Origin of the sequence: Microbacterium sp. che218, assembly GCF_040436305.1 — a bacterium.
GTDB classification, from domain to species: domain Bacteria; phylum Actinomycetota; class Actinomycetes; order Actinomycetales; family Microbacteriaceae; genus Microbacterium; species Microbacterium algihabitans.
In genome coordinates, this window is sequence record NZ_AP031501.1 from 40,777 (window position 1) to 56,806 (window position 16,030).

The following is a 16,030-nucleotide window of genomic DNA, read 5'->3' on the forward strand; positions in this document are numbered from 1 at the left end:
CGTGTCCCCTGTGAACGAGGGAGAGGGGATGCCGCGGTGCGAGACGAACACGCGCAGTTGACAGCGCTCTACGACGCGCACGCGACGCCCGTCTGGCGCTACGTCGTCAGTCTGACCGGCGACCACGCCGGAGCCGACGACGTGGTGCAGGAGACCCTGCTGCGCGCGTGGCGCACGCCCAAGGTGATGGCGGACGACCCCGCGTCGCTGCGGTCGTGGATGTACACCGTCGCGCGCAACATCGTCATCGACGAGGCCCGAAGCGCCCGTCGGCGCCACGAGCACTCGGTCGATGAACTGCCCGAGAGGGTACGCGACGACGACACGGATGCCATGTTCGATGCGCTCCTGGTCGAGGAGGCCCTCGCGACCCTGACCCCGGACCATCGCGCGGTCATCGTCAGCGCATACTACGGCGGGCGCAGCGTCGCGCAGGCGGCGGAAGAACTCGGCATCCCGGCCGGCACCGTCAAGTCGCGATTGCATTACGCGGTGCGAGCGCTGAGGCTCGCCCTGCAGGAGAGAGGGGTGACCCGATGAGCCACGAACACGATCGACTGTCGTCGTGGGACGGCGCCTACGTGCTGGGCGCGCTGTCGGCGAGCGACCGAGCCGAATACGAAGCTCATCTCGCGGAGTGCGCGGAGTGCCGCGCCGCCGTCGGAGAGCTCGCGCCGACGGCAGGACTGCTGTCGCGCCTGTCGGCCGATCGCGCGCGCGCCCTCGACGCCTCGACCGGCCCGGTGCCGCTCGCGACCCCCAACCCCGCGCTGCGCGGACGCATCGTCGAGACGGCCAAGCGACGCAAGGCGCGGCGGAGGACGGTGTGGGTGCTCGCGGCATCCGTCGCCCTCATCGGCGTGGCCGTGCCGAGCGTGGTGGCGATCACGAGCTCGGCGCAGCAGTCGGCGGGCACCGTCTACGCGCTGGACGACATCGCGGGAGCGCCGCTCGAGGCATCGGTGCGACTGACGTCGGCGCCCTGGGGCACGCGGATCGACCTCGTGTGCGAGTACACCGGCGAGGTGCTCGACGCCCCGCCCGGCGGATGGCCGTACGCCCTGGCGATCACCGACGGGTCGGGCGCGACCAGCGTGCTCTCGACCTGGAGGGCCGACCCCGGCTCGACGACCGAGCTGAGCGCGGGCACCGATCTGGCGACGACCGACATCGGCGCCGTCGAGATCCGTACGCTCGACGGCGACCGCGTGGTCATGCGGCACGAGTTCGCTACCCCCTGACGCCCCGCCGCGGCGTGGCGGCGGCGGGACCGCGGACTCGAGCGGACCGTTTAGCATCGACGCATGCCCCGTCTCGTCGCCGTCTGCGCCGTCCACGAATTGCATCCGGATGCCGGATCGATCGGCGTCACCGCGATCGACAAGCGTCCCGTCGACGGAGCCGTGCGCGTCGGAAAGCTCGGCGTCCGCGCGGACGTGCAGGCCAGCCGTAAGCACCACGGCGGACCCGACAAGGCCGTGTACGCCTATGCGCAGGACGACGCGTCGTTCTGGGAGGGCGAGCTCGGCCGCGAGCTGCACCCCGGGTGGTTCGGCGAGAACCTGCGGGTCGAGGGGCTCGACGTCAACGGCGCCCGCATCGGGGAGATCTGGCGCATCGGCGACACCGTCGAGGTCGAGGTGACGATGCCCCGCACGCCGTGCGCGACCTTCGCGCGATGGGTGGGCGGATCCGCCTCGCGGGGATGGGTGAAACGCTTCTCCGACGAGGGACGGCTCGGTGCCTACCTCCGCGTGCGCCGCGCCGGCGAGGTGCGGGCGGGGGATGCCATCGAAGTGCTGTCGTCGCCGGCGGAGGCGCCGACGGTGCTCGAGGTCTACCGCAGCTGAGGGCTGCCCTGCCGATCGTGCGCTGTGCGCGACGGCGGGGCTTTTTGGCGGCACACCCTGGGGTGGCTGTGTGATCGCGGGCCGTTCTGCCTCGGCGGTGGCGCGAGACTGCAACTCGCTGACGAGTCCGCTGCAGGCTGACGCCGGATTGTCAGCGAGATGCAGTCTCGATGCTCGAGGGGCGCGCGGGCGGCGGATGCCGGAGCGTGCGGCGGGGGCCCGGGGCCACGGCATCCGGAAACGACGAACGCCCCGGCATGAGAGCCGGGGCGTTCGAGGGATGACGAGGTGTCAGCTCTTGGACTGGCCGTACGAGCCGAGCTGCTTCGTGGCCTCGACGACACGGACGGCCATGGCCGACTCGGCGACCTTGCCCCACGCGCGCGGGTCGTACTGCTTCTTGTTGCCGACCTCGCCGTCGAGCTTGAGCACGCCCTCGTAGTTCGAGAACATGTAGCCCGCGATCGAGCGCGTGAAGGCGTACTGGGTGTCGGTGTCGATGTTCATCTTCACGACGCCGTTGGCGACCGCGAGGGCGATCTCTTCGTCGGTCGAGCCGCTGCCGCCGTGGAAGACGAGGTCGAGGGGCTTGGGGCCGGTGCCGAACTTCGCGGCGATGCCCTCCTGGATCTCACCGAGCAGCTCGGGGCGGAGCTTGACGCCACCGGGCTTGTACACGCCGTGCACGTTGCCGAAGGTGAGGGCCGAGATGTAGCGGCCGTTCTCGCCGAGGCCGAGGCGCTCGACGGCCTTGGTCACGTCGGCGACCGTGGTGTAGAGGGCCTCGTTGGAGCCCTCGTGCTGCACGCCGTCTTCTTCGCCGCCGACCACGCCGACCTCGATCTCGAGGATGGCGTTGATGTTCTTCATGCGGGGGAGGAGCTCTGCGGCGATGTCGATGTTCTCGTCGAGGGGAACGGCCGAGCCGTCCCACATGTGCGACTGGAAGATCGGGTTGCGGCCGGCCTTGACCTCTTCTTCGGAGGCCTCGAGCAGCGGCAGGACGAAGCCGGGCAAGGCGTCCTTGGGGCAGTGGTCGGTGTGCAGCGCGACCGTGATCGGGTAGTTCTTCGCGACCTCGGTCACGTACCTGGCGAAGGCGAGGGCGCCGGTGGCGCGGGCCTTGACGGTGTGGCCGGCGAAGTAGTCGGCACCGCCGGTGGTGACCTGCAGGATGCCGTCGGAGCCGGCCTCGGTCAGGCCCTGGAGCACCGAGTTGATGGTCTGCGAGCTGGAGACGTTGATCGCGGGATACGCGAAGCCGCCGGCCTTCGCGCGGTCCAGCATGTCGGCGTACTGCTCAGGGGAAGCGACGGGCATGGAGGTGCTCCTTGGTCGTTGTCGGGACAACGGTCACTCTAGCGAAGCCGCCCGATCGTGACGGTGCGGGCGCGGCAGGAACGCGGCACTTCTGCTATTTCGTTAAGAACCGCGATTCCTTCGTTGCACATGCGCTCAAAACCCGCGATTGTCTTCTCTCGGCTGGATACAGTGACCCCATGGTGAGCCTGACTGCCGACATGAGCCCTTTGCACCCCGACCGCAACCTGGCTCTGGAGTTGGTGAGGGCGACGGAGGCTGCATCCATCCGCGCCGTCCCCTTCATCGGTCGAGGCGACAAGGAGGCCGCCGACGGTGCGGCCGTCGACGCGATGCGCGCGTTCTTCAGCACCGTCAACTTCGACGGCACGATCGTCATCGGTGAGGGCGAGAAGGACAACGCCCCCATGCTCTACAACGGGGAGCGCGTCGGCAGCGGTCGCGGACCCCAGTGCGACGTGGCCGTCGACCCGATCGACGGCACTTCGCTCACGGCCGCGGGCCGCCAGAACGCGCTCTCGGTCATCGCCGTGTCGGACCAGGGCACGATGCTCGACGCCTCGAGCGTCTTCTACATGGACAAGCTCGTCACGGGTCCCGCCGGTGTGGGCGTCGTCGACATCCGCCTCCCGATCGGGGAGAACATCCGCCTGCTCGCGAAGGCCCTCGGTAAGCCGGTCGACGAGCTCGTCGTCTCGGTGCTGAACCGCCCGCGTCACGAGAAGCTGATCGCCGACATCCGCGAAGCCGGAGCCGGTACGCGCCTGATGAGCGACGGCGACGTCGCCGGTGGCATCAACGCCGCCCGCCACAACGCCCGCACCGACATGTGCGTCGGGATCGGCGGCAGCCCCGAGGGCATCGTCACCGCGTGCGCGATCAAGGCGCTGGGTGGCCACATCCAGGGTGTGCTCGCCCCGCGCACCGACGACGAGAAGGAGAAGGGTCGGGATGCCGGCCTCGATGTCGACGGCCAGGTGTACGAGGCCGATGGTCTGGTGAAGGGCAAGAACACGATCTTCGTCGCCACGGGCGTGACCGACGGTCAGCTCGTGCAGGGAGTCCGTCGCGATGGCGACTTCATCTACACCGAGAGCGTCGTGCTGCGCGGTGCCTCGGGAACGCTCCGCCGCATCTCGTCGGAGCACCTGACGTCGAAGTGGCTGTGACGCCGCGCGGCTGAACGCGGGCGCACGTGCGCCGCTCAGGGTGGCGGCGTTGGATCGCGAGACTGCATCTCGCTGACAAGTCGGTTGCACGCTGCAACTGTTTCGTCAGCGAGATGCAGTCTCGTGGTTTCAGGGGGTGCGGGGGCGAGCCTCGACATGAAGCCGGGGCGAGGCGCGCGGTCGTCGCCTCGACGTGCAGATACAGCCGGGCGTGTCGTGACGCAAGCGTGACCGGCGTCGGAGGGCTCGTCTGGCAGAATCTCAAGGAGTGTCAACGGCGACGCTGTGTTCTTCCGAGACCCGAAGGGGGATCGTCCATGGCAGCAGCTCCGACGAATCAGGCCGCACCTCAGACAGGTGCACAGGCGGTCATCGCCAGCGCAGTCGACCCTGCGCGTCGCCCCGATGTGCTTCTCCGCGTTCGCCGCGACGAGGGCCACGAGGTCAGCGCGTGGTGGATGGTCGGCGCCTTCGTCGGTGTGTCCGCGGCCGTGGTCAGCCTGCTGAGCTGGGTTCCCGGCGGGTCTTGAGCCTCACCGTGGGCGAGCACAGCGGCTCGTCCCTCTGAGTCACCGCGACCTTCACTGGCCTCCTTCCAGTCCGGCGCGCTCGCGCACCGACCCGAGGTCTGCGCGGACGGCGGCGCGACGGTCTTGGTCATCCGCGAACCGTGCTGACGGCTGGTCGTCGTCGAGATCGATCATCTCGGGGGCCGTCCATCGCCGCGGCGTCGCATCGAGCGCGGCCGGGGCCGCCACCGCGTCGAGCTTGGTCTCGTCGATGCCGGGGAACTTGCGGGCCGTGACGAGCACGCGCGACTCCAGGGAGCCGGCGAAACGGTTGTAGCTGTCGACCGTCTTCTCGATCGCGCGACGAAGATCGTTCGCGTGTCCGGCGAGCACCCCCACCCGCTCGTACAGTTCGGTCCCGAGGGTGAAGAGCGTGCGGGCCTCGTCGGAGACGTCTTGCTGCGTCCACGTGAACGCCACCGTCTTGAGCACCGCCCACAGGTTCACCGGGGAGGCCAGGGCCACGCGCCGCGTGAAGGCGTAGTCGAGCAGCGTCGGGTCTTCGTCGAGCGCGGAGGCGAGCAGCGACTCGCTGGGCAGGAAGCAGACCACGAACTCGGGGCTCGTCGTCAGCCCCGACCAGTACGCCTTCTTCGCGAGGGCGTCGACGTGCGCGCGCACGGCCTTCGCGTGCTTCGCGAGAAGTCCGGAACGGCGGATGCCCTCGTCGCCGTTCGCCGTGACCGGGATCGCGCTCGCCTGCAGGTACGCGTCGAGCGGCACCTTGGCATCCACCGCCAGCGCCTTGCCGCCGGGCAGTCGCACGACCATGTCGGGTCGACCGGCGCCCGCGTCGCTCGAGATCGACGACTGCAGGTCGAAATCGACGTATCGGGTGAGACCGGCGGCCTCGACGACGCGGCGCAGCTGGGTCTCTCCCCACACTCCGCGGGTCGTTCCCGATCGCATGGCGGAGGCGAGGGACTCCGTCGTCGCGCGCAGGGCCTCGTCGGCTTCGCGCGAGAGGCGCAGCTGCTCGCCGAGCGCGGTGTACTGCTCGACGCGGTCGCGCTCGAGACCGTCGACCTTGCGCTGCATCGCGTCGAGCGTCTCGCGCACGGGGTCGAGGGCGCGCAGCACGGTCTGCTCGCGCCGTTCGCGTTCTTCGCGCGCGGCCTGGTCGGCCCGGGATTGCCCCGCCAGCTCGCGGTACAGGGTCATCTGGTGGTCGAGCTGCGCCCTGAGGCCCGCACCCTCGGCCTCTGCGGCGGCCACCCGCGCCGACAGCGCCTGCTGCGCGGTCGCGTCGCGAGCCGCGGCGCGCGAGGTCGCGACGAACCAGCCGCCCGCGGCGCCGACGGCGAGGGCGATGATCACGAGGATGAGGGCGATGGCGTCCATGGGGTCAGCATGCACCAGACCTCCGACATCGCCGGAAAGACGGGCCGGAACGGCTCAGGCGACCGCGCGCTCGGCCGGCTCGACGGCGATCTGCGACACCCGCACGCCGAGATGCGAGGCGAGGGCGAAGACGTCGTCCGCACCCGCGCGCCGGGCGCAGTCGATCGTGATCTCCGCGCACGCGACCGCGTCGGCGAGGGCGTCGTGGTGGGCGAACGGCGAGCAGCCGGCCTCGGCGGCCACGAGCGGGAGGCGGTACGACGCGAGCGAGTAGGTCTTGCGCGACATCTGCACGCTGCACAGGTAGCGGTACGGCGGGCACTCGTCGCCCGTCGCCGCGCACGCGCGACGCAGCACCGACATGTCGAAGCCGGCGTTGTGGGCCACGAGCACGTCGGAACCGGCGAACGCGGTGAGGCGCTCCAGCTGCTCCGACCACTCCGGCGCGTGCATCACGTCGGCGGGCTGGATGCCGTGGATGCCGATGTTGATTGGCGCGAAGTGGTCGTGACCGGCGGGAGGCTTGATCAGCCAGGCGGCGGTGGCGACGACGCGGCCGCCCCGGACCCGGGCGAGACCCACGGCGCACGCGGACGCACCACTGGAGTTCGCCGTTTCGAAGTCGATCGCGGTGAAGTCCAAAGCCACGCCTCCACCCTCACCCGGCCCGGCGTCGAGCCGAGGAGGCGCGCCGGGGTCGGCGGCATCCGGCCCGCTCGAAAAGACTCCGGATGCCGTGTCGGAGGGTCGGCGTAGGGTCGGGGCCATGAGCGATCAGGCGAAATCGACCTCGTTCGGACAGGCGGCCGCCGCCTATGAGTCGGGGCGTCCGGGTTACCCCGCCGAGGCGGTCGCGTGGCTGCTGGAGCGGGTGCGCGAACCGGGGCGCGGTCTGCGCGTCGCCGACGTCGGTGCCGGCACGGGCAAGCTGACGCGCTCCGTCGTCGAGCTCGGTGCCGACGTCGTGGCCGTCGATCCGGATGCCGACATGCTCGCGACCCTGCGGGAGAACGCGCGAGGCGTGCCCACGTTCGTCGGAACGGCCGAGAGTCTGCCGCTGCCCGATTCCGCCCTCGACGCCATCGTCATGGGGCAGGCGTGGCACTGGGTCGACGTCGAGCCGGCCTCCCGCGAGGTCGCGCGTGTGCTGCGCAGCGGGGGAGAGCTGGGGCTCATCTGGAACATCCGAGACGACAGCGTCGACTGGGTGAAACGGCTGACGGCGGCGATGGGCGGTTCGAACGCCGAGGTGCTCCTGGCGACGACCGGACCGCGGGTGGCCGAGCCCTTCGAGGGGCTGGAACACCGCGAGTGGCGCTGGGACCGGCAGATCACCCTGCCGCAGTTGCGCGACCTCGTCGGCTCTCGCAGCGACGTCATCACGGCCAGCCCCGAGAAGCGCGCGGGCATCGACGCCGCGGTCGACGGGGTCGTGGCATCCGTGCCGGGACTCGCCGACGGAGAGGCGGTCGCGCTGCCGTACGTCACCCACGCGTTCCGCGCGCGGCGCCCCTGACGCGGTGAGGCGTCTCCCAGCCGGGTAACCTGGACTCCCGTGGCTCTTACCATCGGAATCGTCGGCCTTCCCAACGTCGGAAAGTCGACCCTCTTCAACGCTCTGACCAAGAACTCGGTGCTTGCGGCGAACTACCCGTTCGCTACCATCGAGCCCAACGTCGGGGTCGTGAACCTTCCCGATGTGCGCCTGCAGAAGCTCGCCGACGTGTTCGGCAGCGAGCGGCTCGTGCCCGCTGCGGTGTCGTTCGTCGACATCGCCGGCATCGTCCGCGGCGCGAGCGAGGGCGAGGGCCTGGGCAACCAGTTCCTCGCGAACATCCGTGAAGCGGATGCCATCGCGCAGGTTGTGCGCGGATTCGCCGACGACGACGTCGTGCACGTCGACGGTTCGGTCAACCCGGCGAACGACATGGAGACCATCAACGCCGAGCTGCAGCTCGCCGACCTCCAGACGCTCGAGAAGGCGATCACCCGGTACGAGAAGGAGGTCAAGGGCAAAAAGCTCGACCCCTCGGTGCTCGAGGCCGCCAAGGCCGCGCAGGACGCTCTTCAGCGCGGCGTGCTGCTGTCGGCATCCGGAATCGACCTCTCGCCGATCCGTGAGCTGGGGCTGCTCACCGCCAAGCCGTTCATCTTCGTCTTCAACGTCGACGAGGCCGTGCTGACCGACCCGTCGCGCAAGGAGGAGCTCGCCGCGCTGGTCGCCCCCGCGAAGGCCGTGTTCCTCGACGCGAAGATCGAGTCGGAGCTCATCGACCTCGACCCCGAGGATGCCGCCGAGCTGCTCGCGTCGACCGGTCAGGACGAGTCCGGCCTCGACCAGCTCGCCCGCATCGGGTTCGACACGCTCGGCCTGCAGACCTACCTCACCGCCGGCCCCAAGGAAGCGCGCGCCTGGACGATCCCGCAGGGCGCGAAGGCGCCGCAGGCGGCCGGTGTCATCCACACCGACTTCGAGAAGGGCTTCATCAAGGCCGAGGTCATCTCGTTCGACGACCTCGTCGAGCTCGGCTCGGTCGCCGAGGCCCGTGCGAAGGGCAAGGCCCGCCTCGAAGGCAAGGACTACGTCATGCAGGACGGCGACGTGGTGGAGTTCCGCTTCAACAACTGAGCGGCAGACCCGCCCCGCTAGGGTCGGGCACGTGACCGACACCTCGAAAAACAGCATCGACGACCTGGCCGCCTTCGCCGCAGCGAACGGCTGGACGTACCAGGCCGCGGCGGAGCCTCCCGCTTTGTCGGGGGACATGTGGGAGTACGCCACGGCCGGGAACGTGCAGGACCGTATCGCCGGCGCCGACTGGGAGGTCGGCCGGATCGTCGGCGGGGCGAGGAAGGCCGAGAGCGTCCGCCAGAGTGGCATCGTCACGATCCGGACGAGCGTGTCGATCAACGTGCCGGTGAAGAGCATCAACCTCGGTTACTTGGCGATCCGGTTGCCCCGGCAACTGCCGCACTTCGTGCTCGACGCGCGGAGCAACAACGGCATCCTGTCGTCGCTTCGGCACCAACCTCGGCGGAATCAGCGGCTGTCCCTCGAGGGCGACTTCGACACGCACTTCCACCTGTTCGCGCCGAAGGGCTACGAGCGCGACGCGTTGTACGTCTTCACGCCCGACCTCATGGCTCTGCTGATCGATGAGACAGGCGATCTCGACGTCGAGGTGCGCGACGACATGCTGATCGTCTATCGGCCGGGCGGATTCGATCTGCACGACCTTGCGGTGTGGGAACGCTTCGCCCGCATCCGGGCAACCGTGGGTGCGAAGGCGTGGACTCAGACCGACGGCTACAGCGACGACCGTGCAGTGCCGGGCCTCTCGGCATCCGTGGGTCCCGGAGGCCGGCGCCTGAAGCGGAGCCTGCCGCGGTGGGCGTGGATCGCGATCGGGATCGTCGGGGCCGCCATGCTCGTGACCGCGGGCGTGCTGTTCGCGGTGTTCGGGGCGGTGGCCTCGGCCTGAGCCGCCGAGGGCTACCGGCTGAGCGATACGGTGAAGCCGTGAACGACATTCGCACGTTGAAGATCGTGCAGTTCGTGTGCTTTCCCGTGTGGATTGGCGCAATGTTCGCCGTATTCGCCGCACCTGCGGAGGGCCGGCTGATCTGGCTCGTTCTGTGGATCGCGGCGATGATCATGTTCTTCGTCGCGTTCTGGCGCGCCATGTGGCTCTCCGCTGATCCCGTGCGCGACCGACGCCGAGACGATCAGTAGTGGGAGCGAGCCTGCAGGATCGTCACCTGAGTGTCACCAGCAACACGGACGAGCCTGTTCGCCTCGTCGATGCGTCGTGACCAGGCTCCTGCCCGACCGTCCGGCAAGAGTCCGAGGATGATGTCGGTGCCCCTGCCTACACTGCTGGCATGGCCCAGATCGACGCCCGCGTCGCGAACGTCCCATCCGGGTGGGTGCTTCCGCTCGCCTCGAAGAAGCGGCTGCAACTCCTCCCGGCCGAGATGTTCAACCGCACCTTCGACCGCGCACCCGACGAGTGGCTGCACGTCGCCCCGCTCAAGCGCCCACCGCTCTTCCTGACCGTCGTGTGCGGGCTGATCGCCGCCGGGGCGTGCTGGGTGACCTGGGCCGTGCTCGCTCAAGCAGGGACGACCCCGTCGATGCAAGGACCCATTCCGTACGTGATCGCGGTGGTCTTCGGCATCCTGGGTCTGTTCTTCCTGCCGTCGTTCGTCAACCTCGTCTTCGCCGCGCGCAGCCGTTCGTCGTGGGGCAATCGTCAGTGCGTCGCCGTGGGCCGCAGCGGCGTGGCCGCGCGCTTCCAAGGCGCCTCGGTCGACATCCCCTGGGCCGAGGTGACGGCGATCCGCGCCACGACGACCAACGACACGGGGTGTTCAGCAGGCGCGACCGGTGAAGATCCCGATCCTGCGCATCGAGCGCGACACCGGCGACGGCACGCGGGGCATCGTGGGGGAGTGGAAGATCGCGACGTTCGCCCTGGATGCCGCGCCCCGGGCAACCTACGCGGCTCTGCACTACTACTGGACGCATCCTTCGGCCCGCAGCGAACGGGGAACGACCGTGGCGCAGCAGCGCATCGACGGTTTCGCGGGATTCGCACCGACGACGGTCGGCTGAACCCCGCCATCAGCCGAGGGCCCGGCGGGCACGCGCGAACGCCCCCGACCTTTCGGCCGGGGGCGTTCGCGTCGGGGATCAGCCCCCGATGGGGGTGGGGTTCGTCGGGTTCGGGGGGACGGGGAGCGACCCGTTGATGCGATTCTGCGCCTGGCACTGGCTGGTGCAGTTGGTCGCACCCGCGGAGAGCTCGATCGCGTCCTCGCCCAGCACGCCGCCCATGCGACCACCCGAGGCGACGGTCCACTTCGTGACGGTCGCATCCTGGTAGGTCTTCGTGGCGACCTGCGGGCTGTCCTTGCCCAGCAGCATCTGGTGCGCGCCGGGGCCGGAGCTCACGGCATCCACTCCGTTTCCGAAGTTGATCTTGCCGGTGTACTGGTTGACGAAGTAGAAGAGTCCTGGGCCGAGCGTATGCACGAGCTCGACCGGGGCGGCGAACTCGGGCTCCATCTGGAAGATGCCGCCCTGCGCGCCGTCCTTCGCCTGGATCTTCAGCTTGCCGCCGGCGGTGGTGAAGATCGCCACCAGGGAGTCGTCGCGCACCTCGAGGCTCGACAGTCGGGCGCCGCTGCGCTGGGCGGACGTGAGGGTCGGGACCTTCGAGGCGAACACGACGGTGGGGCTCGTGACCATGCGCTGCGTGTCGGGAGCGCCCGTGAGGGTGTAGTCGTACACGCCGAGCGTGGCGGGGTCGATCGTGAAGCGGTTGTTCGTGCCGCTGACGGTGATGCGGCCCGAGACGGCGACGTCTTTGAGCTTCGCGTCCTTGCCGGGTGCGGGGTTGTAGGTGGTGCCGTTCACGGTGACGGCGTAGTCGCCGCCGACCGAGGTCGTCTTCGCCTGCGCGGCGGCGGGGAAGAGGAGACCGGATGCCGCGACCAGGGCGGCGGCGACGATCGCGGTGGTGCGGGTCAGGGTCGAACGGGGGGAGGTGCTGCTGCTCATGATGGCCTCGTTTCGTCGGTTGAGCTGCTCCCACCGTCGCGGCCGGCGCCCGGACCGGGCAATGCGACCTTGGTACTACGACCATCGTCCGATGGCCCGGCCGTGCGCTTTCGCGAACAGTGGACAGCGTTCCCCGCACCGCGGGTGAAAATGGGCGAAAGGACGGATGACATGAAGAAGCGGATCCTTGTCGGAGCGGGAGCTCTGCTGATAGCTGCCGCACCCGCGGCGATCGGGTTGTGGGGCAATGCGTCGTTCGCCGAATCGGTGCCGGTGCCGGTGCCCTCGCTCGCCCAGGTGCTCGCGCCGACGCCCTCGCCCTGGGCATCCGTCGACGATCATGGCGGAGACGTTCCGCGCGATCAGCGGGTCGAGCCCGGCGACGACCGCGACGGCGGCGCCACCTCGACCGACGACTCCGCTCCCGGCGGCGACGGCTCGCACGGCAGCGACGACCGTGCGGCGGTGACGACTCCCGAAGACGCCGGTGGCGACGCCCCGCGCGACACGCGCGTCGAACCCGGCGATGACAGAGCCGTGCAGGGCACGGGCGATTCGACGCAACCCCGCACCGACGACAGCGGCCGCGCTGAGAGCGGCGGCACGGACGATGGCGGCACAAGCGGACACGGCGGCGACCGCCACGGGGGAGACGACTGAGTGGCATCGGACCCCTCCGCTCCGTCGTGGGAGGTGCTCGTCACGGCGCGCCCCTCACGGACGCTCCCGCGCACCCTGTCGACCCGTGCCGTGCTGCTGCGCCTCGCCGCGGGGCTGGCCGCCGTGCTGGTGGCCGTCGCAGCGCTCGCCGGGTTCGGCGCGCAGTGGCTCGCGGAGCGCGAGGCGGTCAACGACGCCGCGCAGGTGACCAATGTGCTCGCCGACGCCGTCGTGCGGCCCGCGCTCAGTGACGCGCTCGCCGCGGGAGACCCGGCCGCCGTCGCTGCCTTCGACGTGACCGTGCGGTCGCAGATCCTCGGCGACGACGTCATCCGGGTGAAGATCTGGAGCCCCGAGGGGCGCGTGCTCTACGCCGACGAGCCGCAGTTGATCGGCCGCACCTTCGAGCTCGACGAGGCCCAGCGCGCGGCCCTCACGACCCCCTCGACCCGTGCGGCGGTGTCGGACCTGTCGGAGGATGAGAACGAGTTCGAGAGCGGGTCGCGCCTGCTCGAGGTCTACCGTCCGGTGTGGTCGGCGAGCGGGCAGCAGCTGCTCTTCGAGGTCTACTACCCCTATGAGCCCGTCGCGGCGCGCTCAGCGGAGCTGTGGCGCGGATTCACCGGCGTGACGACGAGCAGTCTGCTGCTGCTCGCGGTGCTCACCGCCCCGATCGTCTGGACGCTGCTGCGGCAACTCCGCCGCGCCGAGACGCGACGCAGCGAGCTGCTGCAGCGGGCGGTGGATGCGTCGGATGCCGAACGCCGACGCATCGCGGGCAGCCTGCACGACGGCCCGGTGCAGGAACTCGTCGCCACCAGCTACGGCGCCGAGAGCGCGGCCGTCGAGGCCGACCGCCGCGGCGAGGAGGCCGGGGCGTCGCGCCTGCGGGAGGTGGCGGCGGCGGTCCGCGGGAACGTGCGGGTGCTGCGCTCGTTGTTGGTCGACATCTACCCCGAGAGCCTGGGCGCGTCCGGCCTCGCCTCCGCGCTGCACGACCTCGCGGCGACGGCCCGCACGCGGGGAGCCGACGTCGTACTCGACCTGCGGATGCCCGTGGACGAGCTGCCGGAAGAGCACGAGCGCCTGCTGTACCGGGTCGCGCAGGAGGCTCTGCGCAACGCCGTGACCCACGCGGCTCCCTGCCGCGTCGTGATCACCGTGGCCGCGGAGGTCGGCGGCACCGTGCTGACGGTCGCCGACGACGGTCGCGGGTTCGACGCGGCGACCCTGCACCGCCCACCCGCCGAGGGGCACCTCGGCACCCGCGTCCTGCGCGACCTCGCCACCGATGCCGGCGCCGAGCTCGCCCTCGCCACCGCTTCCGGCCACGGCACGGCGTGGCGCTTGACCCTTCCCCCGCACGATCGCCCCCGGGAGTCCGAATGATCCGCGTCCTCGTCGTCGACGACCACTCGATGGTGCGGGAGGGACTCGCCTCGGTGCTCGCCGCGGACGGCGACATCGTCGTGTCCGCCACCGCGGCGAACGGCGCGGAGGCCGTCGCGCTCGTCGGCACCACCGAGGTCGACGTCGTCGTCATGGACGTGTCGATGCCGGTCATGGACGGGATCGCGGCGACGCGTGCCGTGCGGGCGGAGCATCCCGGCATCCGCGTGCTGGTGCTGACCTCGTTCGGCGACCGCGACCAGGTCCGTCGGGCGATCGCCGCCGGCGCCACGGGGTATCAGCTCAAGGACGCCGAGCCCGCCGACCTGCGCTCCGCCGTGCGATCCGTCGCGGAGGGACACACGCCGCTCGACGCCCGCGTCGCCGGGGCTCTGCTTCCGGATGCCGCGGCACCGGGCAACGGCCTCAGCGCGCGCGAGGAGGAAGTGCTGCGGCTCGTCGCGAACGGCCTCGCGAACAAGCAGGTGGCCACGGCCCTCGGCATCTCGGAGCGGACCGTGAAGGCGCATCTGGGCAACGTTTTCCGGCAGATCGGCGTCGCCGACCGCACGAGCGCCGCGCTGTGGGCGCGGGATCACCTGAGGTCGTGAGCGACGATCACGCGCGCTCGGCGTAGACCACCCGGTTGTCGACGTACGAACCCGCGTCGCGGTCGAACACCCCGCCGCAGGTGATGAGTCTCAGCTCGTCTTTCGCGGTGGCACCGAAGACACGGGCGGTGGGGAAGTCCGACTTCGGGTAATCGGCCGTTTCGGTGACGCGGTAGACGTGAGCGGCACCGGCGTCGTCGTAGACCTCGATGACGTCGCCGACGACCACGTTCTCGAGCTCCACGAACACCGCAGGACCGGTGGGCGAGTCGACGTGGGCGGCGATGACGGTCGGGCCGATTCCGCCGGGGCGTCCGCCGCCGGTGAACCATCCCACCTCGTCGTAGTCGGCCGGGACCTCCATGCTCCCGTCCGCGGCGATCCCCAGGTCGATCAGCTCTTCATCGAGGGAGAGCGCCGGGATCACGACGCGGGAGGGCGCAGGGGGAGCCGGAGCCGCGGGTGCGGCCGCTGCCGCCTCGGGCGTGGACGCCGATGGGGCGGCGGACGCCGGTGGGGCGACGGATGCGGGCGATGCCGGGGATGCGGCGGTGCATCCCGCGCAGGCCAGCACGCCGACGAGAGTGAGCACGCACGCGGCACGCAGCGTCCGCCCCGTCGAGGCGATCCGCCGCGCGCCGCGCCGTGCGTCGGTCACTTCGCGTCGGCCGCGCGTCGACGCTGGACGACAAAGACGGATGCGGCGACGAGGCCGAGTCCGCCGGTGGCGGCCGCGATGCCCCAACCGCTGGCGTCGGCCGCAGCAGCGCCCCCGGCCCCGGTGTCGACTCCGCCGACGGGGATCGACGTGAGCTGGCCGCGGACCACTCCGGCTGCGAAGTCGACCGTGTGCGAATCACCCGTGAACCCGGCGGGGTTCGCTTCGATCTGCTTGAGCGAGAAGCCCGTGCCGGTGTCGGCGCCGTTCGTGACGACGCCCGTGGTGAAGGGACCCTGCAGGCATCCCGACGAGGTGCGCGGTCCGTCGCCGACCGGCTCCGGGTTCGGGAAGGCGATACGCGGCGGGCCGGGCTTGCCGACGGCGGCTTCGTGGATGTGCGTCGCCGTCTTGGCGGGGCTCTGGTAGTCGCCGCTGACGCCCTCGAGGCGGATGTCGTAGCAGATGATCTCCTCGTCCGAATTGATGCGGAATGTGAAGGTGCCGGTCGCGCCGCTCTGCCCCGGTGCGGCGACCCCGTCGTTGTTGATCACCTGATCGGGGGTCGCCATGACCGTGAACGCACTCGTGAATTCGGCCGGTTCCGACACCTCCGTCTCGGCGAACGCGGGGGATCCGACGGCCAGCAGGGCGACACCGGCCAGGGCGCCGATCGTCAGTGGGCGGGCGTACGTCTTCTTCGTCATCGTCGTGCCTTTCGATCGGGACGCGGAACGTCCGGTGGCAGAGGTGTACGACCGCGAGTGCTTCGGCGTTCATCGGGGCCGAGAATTCGTCCGGCGATGAACGCGGGCCGCCGCGCCGACGTATACCCCGCAGGGCCGCCGCTTCGGCGACCGTTAATCTCGAAGGGGCTGCGCGCATGACGGGGTCGACCGG

At 70.4% G+C, this 16,030-nt stretch carries 20 protein-coding genes; 13 read left to right on the forward strand and 7 right to left on the reverse strand.

Annotated features, from left to right (window positions below; genetic code table 11):
• The first annotated feature begins 36 nt into the window (after nucleotides 1-36).
• The 3 genes from ABXS86_RS00190 to ABXS86_RS00200 all read left to right on the forward strand — a co-directional run bounded on the left by ABXS86_RS00190 (nucleotide 37) and on the right by ABXS86_RS00200 (nucleotide 1,850).
• Nucleotides 37-540, forward strand: a complete 504-nt coding sequence (locus tag ABXS86_RS00190) for a sigma-70 family RNA polymerase sigma factor (protein WP_144835271.1) — start codon at nucleotides 37-39, stop codon at nucleotides 538-540.
• Nucleotides 537-1,241 (forward strand): zf-HC2 domain-containing protein, encoded by a 705-nt coding sequence (locus ABXS86_RS00195; protein ID WP_353665242.1) that lies wholly within the window; start codon nucleotides 537-539, stop codon nucleotides 1,239-1,241. Before ABXS86_RS00190 ends, ABXS86_RS00195 begins: the two co-directional genes overlap by 4 nt.
• 63 nt (nucleotides 1,242-1,304) lie before the next feature.
• Nucleotides 1,305-1,850: an MOSC domain-containing protein gene (locus ABXS86_RS00200; protein ID WP_307212279.1), complete on the forward strand. Its 546-nt coding sequence runs from the start codon at nucleotides 1,305-1,307 to the stop codon at nucleotides 1,848-1,850.
• Between the two features lie 291 nt (nucleotides 1,851-2,141).
• On the opposite strand, the gene fbaA is transcribed toward ABXS86_RS00200, so the two are convergent.
• Complete coding sequence (gene fbaA / locus ABXS86_RS00205) at nucleotides 2,142-3,170, reverse strand: class II fructose-bisphosphate aldolase (RefSeq protein ID WP_353665243.1); 1,029 nt, start codon at nucleotides 3,168-3,170, stop codon at nucleotides 2,142-2,144.
• A gap of 179 nt (nucleotides 3,171-3,349) precedes the next feature.
• Between fbaA and glpX the strand changes: the two genes are divergently transcribed.
• Nucleotides 3,350-4,339, forward strand: a complete 990-nt coding sequence (gene glpX / locus ABXS86_RS00210) for a class II fructose-bisphosphatase (RefSeq protein ID WP_144835263.1) — start codon at nucleotides 3,350-3,352, stop codon at nucleotides 4,337-4,339.
• 317 nt (nucleotides 4,340-4,656) lie between these two features.
• A complete protein-coding gene (locus tag ABXS86_RS00215; RefSeq protein WP_144835261.1) occupies nucleotides 4,657-4,869 on the forward strand; it encodes a UDP-N-acetylmuramyl pentapeptide phosphotransferase in 213 nt (70 codons plus the stop codon).
• 51 nt (nucleotides 4,870-4,920) lie between these two features.
• Here ABXS86_RS00215 and ABXS86_RS00220 read toward each other — a convergent pair whose 3' ends face one another.
• Nucleotides 4,921-6,249, reverse strand: coding sequence for a DNA recombination protein RmuC (locus tag ABXS86_RS00220; protein ID WP_353665244.1), 1,329 nt, complete (start codon nucleotides 6,247-6,249; stop codon nucleotides 4,921-4,923).
• Between the two features lie 54 nt (nucleotides 6,250-6,303).
• Nucleotides 6,304-6,897, reverse strand: coding sequence for a 3'-5' exonuclease (locus ABXS86_RS00225; protein WP_353665245.1), 594 nt, complete (start codon nucleotides 6,895-6,897; stop codon nucleotides 6,304-6,306).
• 118 nt (nucleotides 6,898-7,015) lie between these two features.
• Between ABXS86_RS00225 and ABXS86_RS00230 the strand changes: the two genes are divergently transcribed.
• The 4 genes from ABXS86_RS00230 to ABXS86_RS00245 are packed head-to-tail and all read left to right on the forward strand — an operon-like array spanning nucleotide 7,016 to nucleotide 9,982.
• Nucleotides 7,016-7,765: a class I SAM-dependent methyltransferase gene (locus ABXS86_RS00230; RefSeq protein ID WP_353665246.1), complete on the forward strand. Its 750-nt coding sequence runs from the start codon at nucleotides 7,016-7,018 to the stop codon at nucleotides 7,763-7,765.
• Nucleotides 7,766-7,804: 39 nt separating this feature from the next.
• Nucleotides 7,805-8,878 carry a redox-regulated ATPase YchF gene (ychF, locus tag ABXS86_RS00235; protein ID WP_353665247.1) on the forward strand — a complete coding sequence of 358 codons (1,074 nt, stop codon included), beginning with the start codon at nucleotides 7,805-7,807 and terminating at the stop codon, nucleotides 8,876-8,878.
• A gap of 31 nt (nucleotides 8,879-8,909) precedes the next feature.
• A complete protein-coding gene (locus tag ABXS86_RS00240) occupies nucleotides 8,910-9,731 on the forward strand; it encodes a hypothetical protein (RefSeq protein WP_353665248.1) in 822 nt (273 codons plus the stop codon).
• Between the two features lie 38 nt (nucleotides 9,732-9,769).
• Nucleotides 9,770-9,982: a hypothetical protein gene (locus ABXS86_RS00245; RefSeq protein ID WP_307212262.1), complete on the forward strand. Its 213-nt coding sequence runs from the start codon at nucleotides 9,770-9,772 to the stop codon at nucleotides 9,980-9,982.
• Here ABXS86_RS00245 and ABXS86_RS00250 read toward each other — a convergent pair.
• Nucleotides 9,976-10,269: a type II toxin-antitoxin system YoeB family toxin gene (locus ABXS86_RS00250; protein WP_353665249.1), complete on the reverse strand. Its 294-nt coding sequence runs from the start codon at nucleotides 10,267-10,269 to the stop codon at nucleotides 9,976-9,978. The genes ABXS86_RS00245 and ABXS86_RS00250 overlap by 7 nt on opposite strands.
• A gap of 367 nt (nucleotides 10,270-10,636) precedes the next feature.
• Between ABXS86_RS00250 and ABXS86_RS00255 the strand changes: the two genes are divergently transcribed.
• Nucleotides 10,637-10,864 carry a hypothetical protein gene (locus ABXS86_RS00255; protein ID WP_353665250.1) on the forward strand — a complete coding sequence of 76 codons (228 nt, stop codon included), beginning with the start codon at nucleotides 10,637-10,639 and terminating at the stop codon, nucleotides 10,862-10,864.
• Between the two features lie 78 nt (nucleotides 10,865-10,942).
• On the opposite strand, the gene ABXS86_RS00260 is transcribed toward ABXS86_RS00255, so the two are convergent.
• The gene (locus ABXS86_RS00260; protein ID WP_353665251.1) at nucleotides 10,943-11,812 is read right to left on the reverse strand and encodes a hypothetical protein; all 870 of its coding nucleotides are present in this window, start codon (nucleotides 11,810-11,812) and stop codon (nucleotides 10,943-10,945) included.
• A gap of 171 nt (nucleotides 11,813-11,983) precedes the next feature.
• On the opposite strand from ABXS86_RS00260, the gene ABXS86_RS00265 reads away from it, so the two are divergent.
• Genes ABXS86_RS00265 through ABXS86_RS00275 form a run of 3 tightly spaced genes read left to right on the forward strand, consistent with a single transcriptional unit; the run spans nucleotide 11,984 to nucleotide 14,472 of the window.
• Nucleotides 11,984-12,472, forward strand: coding sequence for a hypothetical protein (locus ABXS86_RS00265; RefSeq protein ID WP_353665252.1), 489 nt, complete (start codon nucleotides 11,984-11,986; stop codon nucleotides 12,470-12,472).
• The gene (locus ABXS86_RS00270) at nucleotides 12,473-13,861 is read left to right on the forward strand and encodes a sensor histidine kinase (RefSeq protein ID WP_307212255.1); all 1,389 of its coding nucleotides are present in this window, start codon (nucleotides 12,473-12,475) and stop codon (nucleotides 13,859-13,861) included.
• Entirely contained in the window at nucleotides 13,858-14,472 is a 615-nt protein-coding gene (locus ABXS86_RS00275) for a response regulator transcription factor (RefSeq protein WP_316001314.1), read from the forward strand. Before ABXS86_RS00270 ends, ABXS86_RS00275 begins: the two co-directional genes overlap by 4 nt.
• Before the next feature lie 7 nt (nucleotides 14,473-14,479).
• Here the strand turns inward: ABXS86_RS00275 and ABXS86_RS00280 are convergent, their stop codons facing one another.
• Both ABXS86_RS00280 and ABXS86_RS00285 read right to left on the reverse strand, forming a co-directional pair.
• Nucleotides 14,480-15,130, reverse strand: a complete 651-nt coding sequence (locus tag ABXS86_RS00280; RefSeq protein ID WP_353665253.1) for a class F sortase — start codon at nucleotides 15,128-15,130, stop codon at nucleotides 14,480-14,482.
• On the reverse strand, nucleotides 15,127-15,837 hold the full coding sequence (locus ABXS86_RS00285; protein WP_353665254.1) for a CHRD domain-containing protein: 711 nt from the start codon (nucleotides 15,835-15,837) through the stop codon (nucleotides 15,127-15,129). The genes ABXS86_RS00280 and ABXS86_RS00285 overlap by 4 nt, the downstream gene beginning before the upstream one ends.
• Nucleotides 15,838-16,030 lie beyond the last annotated feature (193 nt).